Annotated in this window: 13 protein-coding genes; 5 read left to right on the forward strand and 8 right to left on the reverse strand. The window is 59.9% G+C overall.

Annotation, left to right across the window (positions count from 1 at the left end):
- Positions 1–2: 2 nt before the first annotated feature.
- Both HY36_RS17795 and HY36_RS08265 read right to left on the reverse strand, forming a co-directional pair.
- Complete coding sequence (locus HY36_RS17795; protein WP_081806104.1) at positions 3–833, reverse strand: universal stress protein; 831 nt, start codon at positions 831–833, stop codon at positions 3–5.
- A gap of 78 nt (positions 834–911) precedes the next feature.
- Positions 912–1952 (reverse strand): Glu/Leu/Phe/Val family dehydrogenase, encoded by a 1041-nt coding sequence (locus HY36_RS08265; RefSeq protein WP_035551001.1) that lies wholly within the window; start codon positions 1950–1952, stop codon positions 912–914.
- Between the two features lie 261 nt (positions 1953–2213).
- On the opposite strand from HY36_RS08265, the gene HY36_RS08270 reads away from it, so the two are divergent.
- Positions 2214–3668, forward strand: a complete 1455-nt coding sequence (locus HY36_RS08270) for a TrkH family potassium uptake protein (RefSeq protein WP_035551004.1) — start codon at positions 2214–2216, stop codon at positions 3666–3668.
- A 2-nt stretch (positions 3669–3670) separates the two neighbouring features.
- Here the strand turns inward: HY36_RS08270 and HY36_RS08275 are convergent, their stop codons facing one another.
- The 4 genes from HY36_RS08275 to HY36_RS08290 all read right to left on the reverse strand — a co-directional run bounded on the left by HY36_RS08275 (position 3671) and on the right by HY36_RS08290 (position 8785).
- Positions 3671–5434: a hypothetical protein gene (locus HY36_RS08275; RefSeq protein WP_035551007.1), complete on the reverse strand. Its 1764-nt coding sequence runs from the start codon at positions 5432–5434 to the stop codon at positions 3671–3673.
- 134 nt (positions 5435–5568) lie between these two features.
- A complete protein-coding gene (locus HY36_RS08280; RefSeq protein WP_035551008.1) occupies positions 5569–6744 on the reverse strand; it encodes a redoxin family protein in 1176 nt (391 codons plus the stop codon).
- Positions 6745–6855: 111 nt separating this feature from the next.
- Positions 6856–8064 carry an acetyl-CoA C-acyltransferase gene (locus HY36_RS08285; RefSeq protein WP_035551011.1) on the reverse strand — a complete coding sequence of 403 codons (1209 nt, stop codon included), beginning with the start codon at positions 8062–8064 and terminating at the stop codon, positions 6856–6858.
- Positions 8065–8254: 190 nt separating this feature from the next.
- Positions 8255–8785, reverse strand: a complete 531-nt coding sequence (locus tag HY36_RS08290; protein ID WP_035551013.1) for a D-glycero-alpha-D-manno-heptose-1,7-bisphosphate 7-phosphatase — start codon at positions 8783–8785, stop codon at positions 8255–8257.
- 143 nt (positions 8786–8928) lie between these two features.
- Here HY36_RS08290 and HY36_RS08295 point away from each other — a divergent pair, with 143 nt between their 5' ends.
- Entirely contained in the window at positions 8929–9213 is a 285-nt protein-coding gene (locus tag HY36_RS08295; protein ID WP_035551015.1) for a hypothetical protein, read from the forward strand.
- Between the two features lie 33 nt (positions 9214–9246).
- Here the strand turns inward: HY36_RS08295 and HY36_RS08300 are convergent, their stop codons facing one another.
- Complete coding sequence (locus HY36_RS08300; RefSeq protein WP_035551018.1) at positions 9247–10515, reverse strand: TCR/Tet family MFS transporter; 1269 nt, start codon at positions 10513–10515, stop codon at positions 9247–9249.
- A gap of 114 nt (positions 10516–10629) precedes the next feature.
- On the opposite strand from HY36_RS08300, the gene HY36_RS08305 reads away from it, so the two are divergent.
- Genes HY36_RS08305 through HY36_RS08315 form a run of 3 tightly spaced genes read left to right on the forward strand, consistent with a single transcriptional unit; the run spans position 10630 to position 13590 of the window.
- The gene (locus tag HY36_RS08305) at positions 10630–11259 is read left to right on the forward strand and encodes a GNAT family N-acetyltransferase (protein WP_035551021.1); all 630 of its coding nucleotides are present in this window, start codon (positions 10630–10632) and stop codon (positions 11257–11259) included.
- 55 nt (positions 11260–11314) lie between these two features.
- A complete protein-coding gene (locus tag HY36_RS08310) occupies positions 11315–11878 on the forward strand; it encodes a LemA family protein (RefSeq protein WP_081806105.1) in 564 nt (187 codons plus the stop codon).
- A complete protein-coding gene (locus HY36_RS08315; protein WP_035551024.1) occupies positions 11878–13590 on the forward strand; it encodes a DUF2207 domain-containing protein in 1713 nt (570 codons plus the stop codon). The genes HY36_RS08310 and HY36_RS08315 overlap by 1 nt, the downstream gene beginning before the upstream one ends.
- Positions 13591–13594: 4 nt before the next feature.
- On the opposite strand, the gene HY36_RS08320 is transcribed toward HY36_RS08315, so the two are convergent.
- Positions 13595–14503 carry an alpha/beta fold hydrolase gene (locus tag HY36_RS08320; RefSeq protein ID WP_035551026.1) on the reverse strand — a complete coding sequence of 303 codons (909 nt, stop codon included), beginning with the start codon at positions 14501–14503 and terminating at the stop codon, positions 13595–13597.
- Positions 14504–14511: the final 8 nt, after the last annotated feature.

A 14511-nucleotide genomic window follows, 5' to 3' on the forward strand; every position in this document is an offset into this window, starting at 1 on the left:
CTTTAGTGGGCCAGAGCAAGTGCGGGGGCATGTTCCGCGTTCAAAAGGCGCCGTGTCGTGCCACCGAAGATCCGCTCAGCCAGACGCGAATGACCGTAGGCGCCCGCAAGGATCATGCTGGCATTCGTGCCTTTGGCCATGGCGAGCAGTCCAGATGCGACTTCACCTTCGATTTCCATCAGGCGCGATGAAATACCCTGCAAGAGAAGCCAGTCGGAAAGGGCCTCCGGGGCGGCGATTTCCCTTTCAGGATCCTTGTTCAGATCGTCTGTGTTCTGTGCGATGATGACATCGCCAATTGCGCGGAGGAGGGGAAGGTGGAAGCGGACAGCGCGTGCGGCGCCATTGCTGCCATCCCAGGCGATGATCGCCGGACCTGACATGTCGGTCGATGTTCCTGCCAGAACAACAGGCAAGTGTGCGTCCATCAGCACATGGTCAAAACCGATATTCAGCGGTTGCGAGGCATCTGTGGCCGCACGCGGAAAGATCACTGCATCAGCCAGAGCCGCAGCGTTAGCCGCAGCGCGTTCGACAGTGTTCACTTCGTGCTTGAATTCGCAAGTGACGTCGTCGACGCCCTGCTTTGCCGCCTGAAAGGCTTCGCGGGCGTTGGCGAGCACTTCTTCCTGCATGTCGAAGATGGATTGAGTGGCAACGCCGGTCAGTCCCGCAGCTTCCGGTGTCGCGATCACCATCATGGCAGAGTTCGGATCGGGAAGGGCGCACAAGGCACGCACCGGAACGTTCATGCGACGGGCCAATGACAGCGCAGTCTCTACGGTGGCACGGTCGGTCTCAACCGTTCCCTGCAACATGGCTACTACGGACATTGTCTCACTCCTCGTGTCGATCAGCTTCGATAGGATATGTGTAACATCTATCGCAGAGAACGAACTAAGTGAGACTACCTAATCTGTTCGGCCAATCCGTTGGCGGGCGATCCGGTCTGCCACATGGTTGGTCGGCTCGTTTGTCTCAAGCGCCGCGTCCAGGACTCCTCCAAGCGTTTCCATAAGTGTTTGGACCTTGGCATCTACCCATTCACGCGAATAGGTGCCGGATATCTCTGCGCATACATTGATGATCCCGCCGCCATTGATGACATAGTCCGGCGCATAGAGGATTCCCCGGCGACGGAGCAGTTCACCCATTTCAGGCACGATCAGCTGATTGTTCGCGCCCCCGGCGATGGCCTTCACTCGAAACCGCTCAAGAGTCTGCTCGTTGACAATCGCGCCCAGCGCGTTTGGCGAGAAGATGTCCGCCTCGGCGTCATAAATCTCATCCGGCGTCACGATCCGTGCTCCGGTGCGGGATGACACGTCCGCCAGTGCCACCTGATCAATATCGGTGATGATCAGATTTGCGCCTGCCTTGGCCAGATGTTCGCAAACATGGCCGCCAACCGACCCCACTCCTTGAACTGCGATCGTCCGGCCATTCAGGTCATCGGTTCCGAAGGCGCGCTTGGCGGTTTCGCGAATGCCCAGATAGATGCCCATGGCTGTTATCGGGGAGGGGTCACCGCTTGCTGCGATGCCTTGGTCCAACCCGGCTACATGAGCCGTCTCTTCGCGCACGATCTGCATGTCGGCGACATCAATCCCAACGTCTTCTGCCGTGATGTATTTGCCTTGCAGGCTCTCCACCGCCCGCCCGAATGCGCGGAACAAGTCCGGAGATTTGTCGGTCTTTGCATTACCCCAGATGACTGCTTTGCCGCCGCCCAGTGGAATGTCGGCCATGGCGTTCTTGTAGCTCATGCCATGGCTGAGGCGCAGCGCGTCGCGCAGCATGGCTTCGCCGGTGTCATAATTCCACATGCGGCATCCGCCAGCCGCAGGGCCTCGCGCCGTTGAATGGATCGCGACAATCGCCCTCAGGCCGCTTGCCGCATCGTGAAACATGTGCACGCCCTCATGGGCATCGAAGGAAGAATGGTCAAACATGCGAGGGATCGTCAGTTGCAAATGAAACGAAAGCCGCGTGTAGGCCCTCGTAGTTGACCGCGTCAACAGGGCCAGCGCTCTTGGACTTGGCGTGAAAATGGCATATCTGCCGTGCCGCAGGCCACCAAGGGTCGCAATTCAGCGTCAGGAGCCACAGGAATACGCGCGAAAACCATTCAGATCACTCATCTGATGCAGACTGCTTAACCACGCAATGCGTTGACACCTCAGCAGGATTTGCAGCGTATCCTCCCGCCAGTCATGCAGCTTCGTTCCGTTTTCCTTGCCATTGGCATCATGACCGTCCTGCTCGGCATGGCGATGATTCCGTGCGCGTTGATCGACATGGCTGATGGTCGGCAGGAGACATATGTCTTCGAAGTCTCTGCATTTGGCTCAATTTTGATCGGATCGTGCATCTGGGTCTTGTCGCGCGGCGAAGTGGAGCGCTCAGGTCAGCGTGAAGGATTTCTGCTGACCGTCCTGGTCTGGGTATTTCTGCCCATGATTGCCGCGATTCCGTTTCTGGCGCTGGGCATGAGCTTCACTGACGCCATGTTCGAGTCGATTTCGGGCCTGACGACAACCGGCGCAACTGTGCTGACTGGGCTTGATGACATGCCGCGCGGGATCTTGCTGTGGCGGGCAATCCTGCAATGGATCGGCGGGATCGGTATCATCGTGACGGCCATTGCCATCCTGCCACAGCTAAGGGTCGGCGGTATGCAGCTGTTTGAACTCGAAAGCTCAGACATTTCAGGGAAATTCCTGCCGCGCATTACCGATATCGCCGCCTATCTCGGCCTCACATATCTGCTGATCTCGGTGCTGTGTGCGTTTCTCTATTACCTGACAGGCATGAGTTGGTTCGATGCGATTGCGCATGCGATGACCACGATGTCAGCTGGCGGCTATTCCACCCATGATGCCTCATTCGGGTATTTCAACGACACGAATGCGCCTTATGTGGCGACCTTCTTCATGTTCGTGGCGGGCCTGCCATTCAGCCTGCTGGCCATGCTCATGCTGCAAGGGCGCATTCGCCCGATGCTGTCAGATCCACAACCGCGCCTGTATGTGTGCCTCGCGCTGACCTTCTCGACGATCATCGTGGTGTACCACGAAGCCGTTGTAGACCCGCCTGTCTTCGACCACATCTTTCACGGCTTCAAGGAAGCCCTGTTCAACATCATCTCGATCATGACAGGCACAGGCTACGCATCCGCGCCCTATGATACGTGGGGGCAACCGGTCATGGTTGTGTTCCTCGGCGCGACGTTTGTTGGCGGGTGTGCGGGATCGGCAGCCTGCGGCCTGAAAATGTTCCGGCTTGAGATCGCCGCGAAAACAATTCTCGCCTATTCGCAGAAAATGATTCAGCCCCATCGCCGAACGCCCGTGCGTTATGCTGGCAAGACTGTGGACGAGGAAGTCCTTCAGTCGGTTATGGTGTTTGTCAGCCTCTATCTGCTGACCTTCCTCGTCGCGGCAGCCTTGATCAGCCTTACGGGCGTGGATGCCCTGACGGCGATTTCAGGCGCTGCAACCAGCGTCTCGAATGTTGGGCCTGGTTTGGGGCCAATGATCGGGCCGTCGGGAACCTTCCAGCTATTGCCGGACTTTGCGAAATGGGTCTGCGCCATCGCCATGCTGCTTGGGCGGCTTGAATTTGTGGCGGTGTTCGTGGTGCTGACGCGGCGCTTCTGGCGCGGCTAGGCTCAGTTCCAGGGATTGAACCGTTTGACCGGGCGTGGCGCCGGTGTTTCAGCTTCTGACACTTCTTCCTCAGACGCGGCAGCCGGTTCCGGCGCGGCAACAGCTTCTGTTACGAATTCCGGCTCTGGTGCCGGGGCGTGTTGGGGCTCCGTCACGGGCTGAGGTGGGTCGTACTCTGCTATCGGTTCCGCGCTCTCGTCTGCTTCTGCGAGCGGCGTGTCGTGGCCCAGCCAGGTGGGAAGATCGCTGGTACCATCGATGACGACATCCGGCGCAGGTTCGGTTTCCTCGGGCGTGCTGGCCTCGACGGGAGCGGGCGGCTCAACAGTGTCCCGGGGCGCGGTGATGCCCGACAGGCTGAAGGACCGCATGGGTTCCGGGGAAGGTTGGGGCGCTTCGACGGTTTCGATTGGTTCGGGTTCTGAAGGCGCTACGTCTGCGACTGGAGCCTCCGGAGAGCTGTCGACAGGACGATCCGGCGCAGGGGCTGTGTCGGTGCGGTACGCGCCGAGGCTGCTGCCATAGCCGCCACCGAAGAAGCCGCCAGTGTTGCCGAAACTGCCTTGCGGGGCAGGGGCTGGCTGTGGCTCAGGGTCATCAGCGGCTTCCGTCTCGGTTTCAGGCGCGTCGATGTCTTTCTCGTATTGCGGGGCTGGGTCTGCTGTTGTGTCTTCTGCGGGGTCTGCATCGAATACAGGTGTTTCGGGCGCGTCTTCGGATGTGGGGGTGAAGTTTCCAAACGGCTCGGCCTGTGCGTAGCCGGGCGCATCTGAAACGTCATCAGAGAAGGCGGGCGCGTAGGCGTGGTCGGCTTGTGCTTCTACAGGTGCAGCCTCTTCCATCATGTCCGGAACGGGAGAATCGTCGGCAGGCTCTGGTGCCGTGTCTTCTGGTGTCGTTGTTGTGAATCCTGTGGGTGTGTAGCCACCGGCGGGCTCATTGAGCGGCGTTGGCTCTTCGATCTCTTCCAGCGCAGCAGGTTCGGCTTCCGGTGTCACGCTGAACGCATTGATCGCATCGTGTTGCGCATCGTCGCTCGCTGTCGCGTCGGTGTCGCCGTCTGTCGCGACGGTGTCGCCGTCTGTCGCGACGGTGTCGTCATATGTCGCCGTTTGTTCAATTTCGTCGCCGGATGTCGTCTCACTGTCGACTTCGGTCGCCGTCACGGCTGTGTTCTCGTCCGTCAGGATCTCGTCTTCCTGCGCCGCCTCTTCAGGCCCGGCAGGCGCAACCATGGAGGCACCATTGACCTGGTCAGCGAGGCTGGCGACCGCGAAGGTGATGTCTTCGGACTGGCTGTCCATCTCGGCATAGTCTTCCGCGTCGAGCGGGGAACTGTCATCGAGTGGGTCTTCGACACTGTCTTCGGTCACCTCGACCATTTCGACTGGTTCGTCGACCGGTGGATCGATCATCTCTTCAGCCGGGGCCTCCACAGCGTCCAGTCCGGCCAGCACGGCGCTGATGGCTTCTTCCGCGCCGCGCGCATGGCGTTTGGCTTCGCGGTACAATTCTTCGACGAATTGCGCATAGGGGCGGCCCTCTGCGTCGATCTCATCAGCAAATTCGGCCGGGCTGCAGGTCTCTATTTCGCGGCCCTGGGAATCTGTCAGCAGCACCGCGTGGGGGTCGGCTGTCAGCGTGACCCGATATCCTTCGGTGTCGTGGGTGATGTTCCCATCTTCGCCTTCCTGCCACGCCACTTTTTGCCGGCGCGTCATGTCGCCGAGCTTGTCGATCAGCCGTTTGGTCGATGGGTGTAGCATCAAGACCCGCCTTTCTGTTTGTCCCGCGCCTGCGTTTCTATCAATTACAAGCTGCTAGGCGAATGATCAAACGTCCAGACGCGCCAAAATCATGGAAATGGCGCGAAATCCGGCAGGTTACAGTTTCCGCTGAGTTAATCGGCGGTCTGGGGCAGCTCTGGCAGGAACATCATGCGCGCAAGAACGGGTCGCGACGTGTCGCCATTTGTCGCGAAGCCCCACTGAAAGCGTGCGCCCGTGTCACCGCTTGTGCAGATCAGGAGCCCTTCGGCCTCATCCACGCCATCCTGACAGGTTTCCCGCTGTGCATCGGTGAGCTGGTTGAGCGTGAAGCTGCCCACACGTTCGCCGCCCGGACCGGCAACATCCGGGTGCGTGGTCGTGACACGCTGGACCTGGCCAAGTGACCAGTCAGGCTCCAGCACAAAGGCGGCTTCGGCCTGGCTGTCGGCGACAATCTTGAAGACCGGATAGGTCTGGCCTTCTGCCTGCATCTGGTCCGGGACGACCTCAAAACCGGGGAAGGCGGCGCGGATGGCATTTGTATTGAAGGGAATTGCGCCGGACAGGGATGCCGCGCCATCCGGGCCAATGGTCGCGAGCGGCGCTTCAGGAAGCGAGGCCTCCTTCGTTTCGGCCTTCACTCTGGCGACATCCTTCAGGAAATCCTTCACGGGTTCCCCCTCTGCGACGGAAAAGTCTGTTCGGAATCCACGGACCACGCCATTTGGATCGACCAGCAGGTAGGAAGGCGTCCATTTGATGGCGAGCGCGTCGCGCAGGCTGGCATCTTCATCGAGCAGCGTCGGATAGGAATATCCCTTGTCCTCGAAATAGGCGCTGACAGAACCGTACTTTCCGTACATGTCAGACGGCGTCGCGCGATTGGCGTTGGCCGGGGTGTGGATGGACAGGAAGCCGAGATCCGGATCCTGCTCGATCGCGGTGACCAGCGCAGCGACATAAGGCGCATCGGCCATGCAGTCGCCACACCAGATGCCCCAGACGTCGATCACATTCCATGTGCCGTCCAGCGAGGCCGGATCAAATGAGGTGCCGTCCGCCATCTGGCCGGTCAGGGCGGGCAGCGGCTCTCCCAGGAGAGCATAGCTGTAGGGCCGGCCGTCCGCGTCGCGCGCGATGGTTTCGCCTTCGCGAACCGTCGCGGTTTCCGGTGCGACCGTGTTGGAGGTAATGAAGCCCGTTGCAGCGTTCGGATCCGTGCTGACGCCGTGATCGGTTTTGTCTGCTCCTTGCCCGCAGGCAACAAGTGCGATCAGGCTGGCGGCAGAGATGAATTGGCGGATCATGATGGCTCCAGTTCGGGCAAGTCGATGGGCTTCAACATAAGGTCTTGTCCCCAAAAGGAAAACGCCCCGAACCGAAGTTCGAGGCGCTCGCAGCCTTCAAACTGAAGAGGATCAGCTGAAGATTTCGAACAGGCCGGCCGCGCCCATACCGCCGCCGATACACATGGTGACAACACCATATTTCGCGCCGCGACGCTGGCCTTCCATCAGAAGGGAGCCGGTGCAGCGCGCGCCGGTCATGCCAAATGGGTGACCGATGGAGATCGAGCCGCCATTCACGTTGTACTTTTCCGGGTCGATGCCGAGACGGTCGCGGCTGTAGAGGCACTGCGATGCGAAGGCTTCATTCAGTTCCCACAGGTCGATGTCGTCGACTTTCAGGCCGTGACGCTCCAGCAGGCGTGGAACAGCGAAGACCGGGCCGATACCCATTTCATCCGGGTCACAGCCAGCAACGTTGAAGCCAACGAAACGGCCGAGCGGCTTCAGGCCACGCTTTTCGGCTTCCTTGGCTTCCATGACGACCACAGCGGCGGCGCCATCGGACAGCTGGGACGCGTTACCGGCGGTCACGTATTTGCCTTCCTTGACGACCATGCCGCCAGAGAAGACCGGCTTCAGGCCAGCAAGGCTTTCATAGGTCGTGCCGGGGCGGTTGCACTCGTCACGGTCACAGACGACTTCCTGGAAGGTTTCTTCGCCGGTTTCGCGGTTGACCAGTTTCATCGTTGTCTTCAGCGGAACGATTTCCTCGGCCATGTAGCCTTTTTCCTGGAAGGCAGCGGTGCGCTTCTGGGATTCAACGGAATATTCATCCTGATACTCGCGGCTGACGCCATACCGGTCCGCAACGATCTCGGCGGTCTCGATCATGGTCATCCAGATCGCAGGCCACTTCTTCATCAGTTCGTCTTCGGTGTAGCGGTGCACGTTCATGTGGCCGCTGCGGGAAACGAGGGAGAGGGATTCAACACCGCCGCCGATGGCAACCGGAGCGCCTTCATTGATCACGGTGTGCGCGGCGTTCGCGATGGCCTGCAGGCCGGAAGAGCAGAAACGGTTGATCGTGGCGCCAGACGTGGTGGACGGGCAGCCAGCCCACAGAGCAGCGTTACGCGCTACGTTGTGGCCGGTTGCGCCTTCTGGCTGGGCAGAGCCGAGGAACACGTCTTCCACGGAAGCGGCCTCGATGCCGGCGCGGTCGATTGCGCCCTTGATGGCATGGCCGGCCATCGTGATGCCGTGCGTGTTGTTCAGGGATCCGCGGCTGGCTTTCGCCATGCCGGTCCGGGCGTAGGATACAATAACGGCTTCGCGCATGAGCTTTCCTCCAAGATAAGCGTCGTTGTTGCGGCGCACACTAATCAGCAGAATTCCGCAACGCCAGCCTTACCTTAGCGTAAGCGGAACGCAGAAACTGCATTGTGATCGAAAATCCTCTACAACCGGGGGGCTGAAGCCCGTCGGAATGAAGCCTGTTCGTCTCCCGGCTGGTACTTGAAAGATCAGGTCAGCCGCGATTTCCATCTTCAAAACCAGCGAGAGTCCATTCGGCGAACTCTGACAAGTTGCCGCCTTTGAACTTGAAACCTGCAATGCCTGCTGCACGCGCAGCGGCGATGTCGGTATCCTTGTCGCCGATCAGGAAACTTTGCTCACGTTTGACGGGAAATTCAGCCATCGCCGTCAGCAGCATCCCGGGATTTGGCTTTCGGTCGAAACTTTTTTTCCGATAAAGCGGGTTCTCACCCTCTTCGTGGAAGGGGCAATAATAGACCTTATCAATGTTAGCGCCATTCATCGAAAGTTCCGCCAACATCCAGTCATGAAGCGTCTGCATATCGCTTTCGGAATAATAGTTCCGGGCGATGCCTGACTGGTTTGTCACGACGAATACGAACCAGTTTCGTGCATTGAAGGCTGCGATCGTTTCCGCCGCGCCGGGAATCCATTCGAAGTCCTCGATGCGGCTGACATAGCCCTTGTCGACGTTGATCACGCCATCTCGATCTAGAAACAGGGCTGGCCGGGAAGCAGTCATTGGATCGGTCTCTGCCCGTCCTCCCGCCAAGTTGCAACTCTCCCATTGGGGGGAATTTGCTGGACCTGACCGGCAAAAGCAGATTTCCTTAACCATGGAGGGGCCGAAAGAGCCCCCCGAAATGCCTTAAGGGAGGGCGTATTATGGAAAGTATCTTACCACTCATTCTGAGCGCGATTGGCGGGCTAGTCATTGGACCGTTGGTTGCGCGCCTTGGCGGCGGCGGTGGCACCGGGGGACTTATCGGTGGCATTGTTGGCGGCATTGGCGCGCATTTCGGACTGGATGCAGCAGGTATTCAGGTGCTGGGAGATGCGGCAGCTGATCCTGCATCCCTGATGAATATCATCAACTCGCTGCTCGAAGGCGGCGTGGGTGGTGGCATCGTTGGCGTGCTGGCCGGACTGGTCATGAAGCCGAAGGGCTGATCTCGCTGCGAAATCCAACGGACGCCGGCCCTGTCAGGGGCCGGTTGTCCCGTCATCGTCGGGCAGGGCGCCCCGGTTCGCGATGACCCCCCGCTGAAAGGGAATGAGCGAGACTGCCGTCAGGATTGCGGCGAGCAGGAATGCCGCGCCTGCAAAGTGAATGCTGGATTCCGGACGGGTGAAGTAAAACAGCGCGCCGCTCATCAGGATCGGGCCGAAGATCATCGCGAACGAGTTCAGGCTGGCGGACGCCCCCTGCAATTCACCCTGGGCATTCTTGGGGGTAACAGTCGACATGAGCGCATTGAGCGCGGGGTTTGCCACGCCGCCGAGCGCGTTGAGCGGAATGATGAGATAGACGATCCATCCGGTGCCCGCGATCGCGAACAGGAAAAGCGATACGGCATTGATGAGGATGCCGTACAGGGCGGTGCGAACCGTGCCGAAGCGTTTCAGCGCCTGTCCCATGAGGCCAGCCTGAACGATTGCCGCGCCGACGCCCACAAGGCCCAGCGACAGACCGATATCGCGCGGCGTCCAGTCATAGCGGATCTCGGTATAGACCGACCATGTGGACGGGAAGACAGTGTGCGCCAGGAAGAAGATGCCTGCACAGGCAAGGAACCAGGACACGTGGGGCAGTTTGGAGAAGTGTTTCACCGCGCCGAACGGGTTTGCACGTTTCAGGTCAAAATCGCGTCGGTCTTCCTGGTTGAGCGATTCCGGAAGCACGAACGCACCATAGATGAAGTTGAGACCGGCGAGCGCGGCGGCGGCGAAGAAGGGAGCGCGCGGGTCGAAGTCCCCGAGGAAACCACCCAGAACCGGGCCGAACACGAACCCGAACCCGAACGCTGCGCCCGTCATGCCGAACGCCTTGCCGCGTTCTGCCGGTTCGGTGACGTCGGCAATATAGGCGTTGGCCGTTGAGAACGTCGCGCCTGAAATTCCGGACAGGGCCCGCCCGAGAAACAGGAGCCAGACAGAGTTGGCAAAGCCCATGATCAGGAAGTCCAGCCCGAGGGTCGCGATGGAGGCGAGCAGGATGGGGCGACGGCCATACCTGTCAGACAGTGATCCCAGAACCGGCCCGAACAGGAAATTCATGATCGCATAGGTCGCGCCGAGCGCGCCGATATACAGGGTGGACTGTTCGGCAGAGATGTTGCCGAGTTCCTGCACCAGTGTCGGAATCACCGGGATGATCAGGCCGAAGGCCAGCATGTCGATCGCGACCGTGATGATCACGAACATGAACGCGTTCTTGCCGTGGCGCTTCGTTGAGGCAGGGGAATCTGTCATGCGCGCATCTGGCCGTAGCGTCCGGTCTGGTCAATGCGTTTATGCGTCCACTTTGTTGACCATGTCGCCGGGTGACGCCTTGCCGAGCAAACCGGGCTGTGGCCAGTCTGGGAAATGACCGATGGAATTCCCGTCACGCGTCGTCTCGTGTCCGCCCAGCGGGCTGACAATATTCGCCAAATGGTGCGCAGAGCAGAGACGCTCGGAGATGCGCCTGATGCGTCTCGGCTGGCGAGGCCGGACGACGCGCCGGCGCTCTATGCCCTGTTGTCTGATCCTGCAGTCCATGCACCGATTTACACGCTGCCGCGTCCGCTGACAGAGGCAAGTGTTCAGGCGTTCATCCAGTCCCATCTGGACGAACGGGAGGCGGGCACGGGCCTGCTGTTCGTGCGGGCGGCAGAGGATGGCCGCATCATGGGCTACAGTGATGTGCAGGTCTGGCCGCACTGGGCCGCAGGGGAACTGGGCGGCGCGCTGCACCCGTCAGAGCACAATAGAAGGCAGGGCACACGCGGCGCGGCGGCGAGCTTCGACTGGATGTTCGAATCGCTCGATCTGGACCTGCTGTGTGAAACGGCCAGCCTTGAGAATGTGCCCACCCAGCGCATGCTGGACGGTATGGGCTTTGAGCGCAAAGGCGAGGTAGAAAGCCGTCGGCCGGACGGCTCGGCGCGATGGTCCCTCGTCTGGGAAATGACGCGAGATGCCTGGCGCGCCAGACAGGGGGCCGGTCAGCCTTAACAGCGCCTGCAAGGCCGGATAAGGATAAGGTCTGCGAATCCGGAGGGCCCGACACGTGCTGACCTATATCCTGCTTGGCCTTGTGGCCGTTCTCATTGTCGGGGGCGTGCTCATCTACAATCGCCTCGTCAGCCGGTCACAGATGGCAGACAATGGATGGTCCGACATTGATGTTCAACTGAAGCGCCGGGCGAACCTTATTCCCCAATTGGTGGAGACGGTGAAAGGCTATGCTGCGCATGAGCGGGACTTGTTCGCGGAGATCACCGAAAAGCGAACCCAGGCCCTGGCAGCGGGTGATGATCTCGCGAACCGGGGCGCGGCGGAAAGCGCGCTGTCGCAACCGGTTGCGCGCCTGATGGCTGTGGCCGAGGCGTATCCAGACATGAAGGCCAGTGCGAACTTTCTGGAGTTGCAGCAGGAGCTTTCCGAGACCGAGGACAAGATCGAGATGGCGCGGCGTTTCTACAATGGGGCTGTGCGTGAGCTGAACACCAGTATTCAGAGTTTTCCGGCCAATCTGCTTGCCGGACCGTTCGGGTTCCACGCGCGATCATATTTCGAAGTCGACATGGCCGATCGCGCACTGCCCGAAATCGATATGGGGAGCCGGTCGTGATGCTGCGCTTTTTCGCGGCATGCCTGGCCGCCAGCCTGTTTGTGCTTTCCGCCGTCGCCGAAGAGCGGATCAACAGTTTCGACGTGGCCATCACGGTGGAAGAAGATGGCGATATTCAGGTGTCTGAAACACTTCAGGTCACATCGGAAGGCGTCCGCATCCGCCGGGGCATTTTCCGCGAATTGCCGCGATACTACGCCGATGATGAAGGGCAGCCGGGGGACAAGCTGCCCTACCAAATCAATGTAAAGCGCGTGACACGGGATGGCCGCAAGGAGCCCTATGCCGTGGAACGCGACGGCAATGCCTTCCGTATCCGGATCGGGGATGCGGATGTGTTCATAGATCGCGGCGCGCATACCTATGAGATCGAATACGAAGTAAAGAACCAGATCCGCTACTTCGACACGCATGACGAATTGTACTGGAACGTGACGGGAAACTATTGGCTGTTCCCGATAGATCAGGCCGCGGCGCGTATCACGCTGCCAGAGGATGCACGCGTGGTCTTGCAGGACGGATATACAGGCGGTTACGGAAACTCGGGCAGCGATTACGCCTATCGGCAAAGCGGCGGCGCCCATGTGTTTGAGGCAACGCGACCCTTCGATGCCGGAGAGGGCCTGACCATTTCGCTGGGTCTTGAGAAGGGCGTGATTGAACCGCCGTCATTTGCAGACAAGAGCGTGCTCTGGTGGTTCCGGTATGGCGCGCTGGGCATATTGCTCGCCTCATTCCTGGGTGTTCTGGGATTCCTGATGCGCAGCTTCCGGAAAGTCGGAGAAGATCCTCCGAAGGGCCCGGTCTTTGCGCGTTATGAGCCGCCAGAAGGGTTGTCTCCGGCTGCGGTGCATCATGTTTACTTCAGGGGCTTTCGCGGCCACGGGGCGCTGATCTCGACACTGATAAATATGGGCACAAAAGGCCTCGTGGATATTGATGCGTCAGAGAAGAAGTCCACTGTGCTGACCCGCAAGGGCGGTGCGGCGGCCACCCTGACCACTGACGAGCAAAAGCTCGATAGCGAATTGTTCGATGGCAAGAAGACGCGCACGCTGGGCGGCAAGTATGATGCCAGTTTTACCACCTCCTACACCTTGTTTCGCAAGGCCCTGTCGCGGAAATATGGCAAGCCGTATTTCCGTTGGAATTTGAGCTATACACTTGTGGCTGTGGTGCTGACCATTATCGGGGTCGCTGTGGCGATCACGCAGACGGTCAATTGGTCCGTCTGGCATTTGGCGTTCATCCTGGCGCTCGCTGCCCTCAATGGCCTGTTCATGTATCTGATGCCGGCCCCGACGCCGAAAGGGCAGAAGATCCGTACAGAGATCGAGGGTTTCAAATTGTATCTGGAAACAGCTGAGAAGTTGCAGCTGAACTCGGTCGAAGTCGGCAGGGATGCACCGCCGCCCATGAGTGTTGAGCGATATGAGCGGTTCTTGCCTTACGCGATCGCGCTGGATGTGGAAAAGCCCTGGACGAAGTATTTCGAGGACACATTGCCGACGGAGGCGGCGTCGTATGCTCCTGCCTGGGGACATTTCGGCAGTCGTTCGTTCAGCAATGTTGGCGGCATGAATGATGCTGTCATGTCCAGCATGAGCACGGGTGTCAGCGCTTCATTGCCGCAAAGTTCCAGCTCTTCCGGTGGAGGAGGGGGCGGCTTTTCCGGCGGCGGTGGCGGCGGCGGCGGTGGCGGCGGCTGGTAGCTGCCTAGCGAGCGCCCGGCGCGTGGCGATCAAGGAAGGGCACGATAAGATCCAGCAGCACGGGGATCATTTTCTCCGGCATGTCGTGGCCCCATTTGTCGAGGATGTTTAACTCTGCTCCCGGAATACGGCGGGCGATATCCTCTCCGGCAGCCGGCTTGATCAGCGTGTCCACTGCGCCGTGCAGAACCAATGTAGGGTGCGATACGCGCTCCAAACGCTCATGCCATCGCGGCTGGGCCAGAATGGCTGCATATTGCCGTGCGACGCCCATGGGGCGATCCGAGCGCGTCATGGCATCCATTGAAAGCTTCCGGATATCATCGTCTGAGTTGCGGATATCGGGATGCGATCCGTATGCCGCTGCAGACTTGACCGCCTGGTCCGCTATGGCTTCAGGCGTGCGTTCCGGCGGGACCGCTGTAAGGGCCTCAATGGCAACCGAATCTGACGGGGGTAGGGACGGGTCACCCGATGTTGTCATTACCGGGATCAGTGTTCGAACTTTCTCTGGATGGTTCAGCGCCATGAGCTGAACGATCATGCCGCCCATCGACACGCCCAGTATGTCAGCCTGGTCTGCACCGAGGGCATCAACAAGGTTGGCGGCGTCTGCGGCCATGTCATCCAGAAGGTAGGGCACGCGTTCATGGACCGGTTCGCCCGCGGCAATGCCTTTGACGATGGTTTCGGGAGATGGCGGCACTTTGCCTGCCAGTTCCGTGCTCAGCCCGATGTCGCGATTGTCGAATACGACGACGCGTCGGCCGGCATCGGCCAATCCCTTCAGGAATGCTTCGGGCCACCGGGTCATCTGCCCGGAAAAGCCTGACACGAGCAGCATCAGCGGATCTTCAGGTGAACCTGTCTCAGCGTACTCGATTTCAATTCCGTTGACGGCAATACGCGGCATACAAGATC

Source organism: Hyphomonas atlantica corrig. (genome assembly GCF_000682715.1).
GTDB classification, from domain to species: Bacteria; Pseudomonadota; Alphaproteobacteria; order Caulobacterales; family Hyphomonadaceae; genus Hyphomonas; species Hyphomonas atlantica.

Bases quoted from the DNA above. Each gene is read 5' to 3' on its own strand.
- HY36_RS17795 (WP_081806104.1), bottom strand. From the start codon at position 833: ATGTCCGTAGTAGCCATGTTGCAGGGAACGGTTGAGACCGACCGTGCC.
- HY36_RS08265 (WP_035551001.1), bottom strand. From the start codon at position 1,952: ATGTTTGACCATTCTTCCTTCGATGCCCATGAGGGCGTGCACATGTTT.
- HY36_RS08270 (WP_035551004.1), top strand. From the start codon at position 2,214: ATGCAGCTTCGTTCCGTTTTCCTTGCCATTGGCATCATGACCGTCCTG.
- HY36_RS08275 (WP_035551007.1), bottom strand. From the start codon at position 5,434: ATGCTACACCCATCGACCAAACGGCTGATCGACAAGCTCGGCGACATG.
- HY36_RS08280 (WP_035551008.1), bottom strand. From the start codon at position 6,744: ATGATCCGCCAATTCATCTCTGCCGCCAGCCTGATCGCACTTGTTGCC.
- HY36_RS08285 (WP_035551011.1), bottom strand. From the start codon at position 8,064: ATGCGCGAAGCCGTTATTGTATCCTACGCCCGGACCGGCATGGCGAAA.
- HY36_RS08290 (WP_035551013.1), bottom strand. From the start codon at position 8,785: ATGACTGCTTCCCGGCCAGCCCTGTTTCTAGATCGAGATGGCGTGATC.
- HY36_RS08295 (WP_035551015.1), top strand. From the start codon at position 8,929: ATGGAAAGTATCTTACCACTCATTCTGAGCGCGATTGGCGGGCTAGTC.
- HY36_RS08300 (WP_035551018.1), bottom strand. From the start codon at position 10,515: ATGACAGATTCCCCTGCCTCAACGAAGCGCCACGGCAAGAACGCGTTC.
- HY36_RS08305 (WP_035551021.1), top strand. From the start codon at position 10,630: ATGACCGATGGAATTCCCGTCACGCGTCGTCTCGTGTCCGCCCAGCGG.
- HY36_RS08315 (WP_035551024.1), top strand. From the start codon at position 11,878: ATGCTGCGCTTTTTCGCGGCATGCCTGGCCGCCAGCCTGTTTGTGCTT.
- HY36_RS08320 (WP_035551026.1), bottom strand. From the start codon at position 14,503: ATGCCGCGTATTGCCGTCAACGGAATTGAAATCGAGTACGCTGAGACA.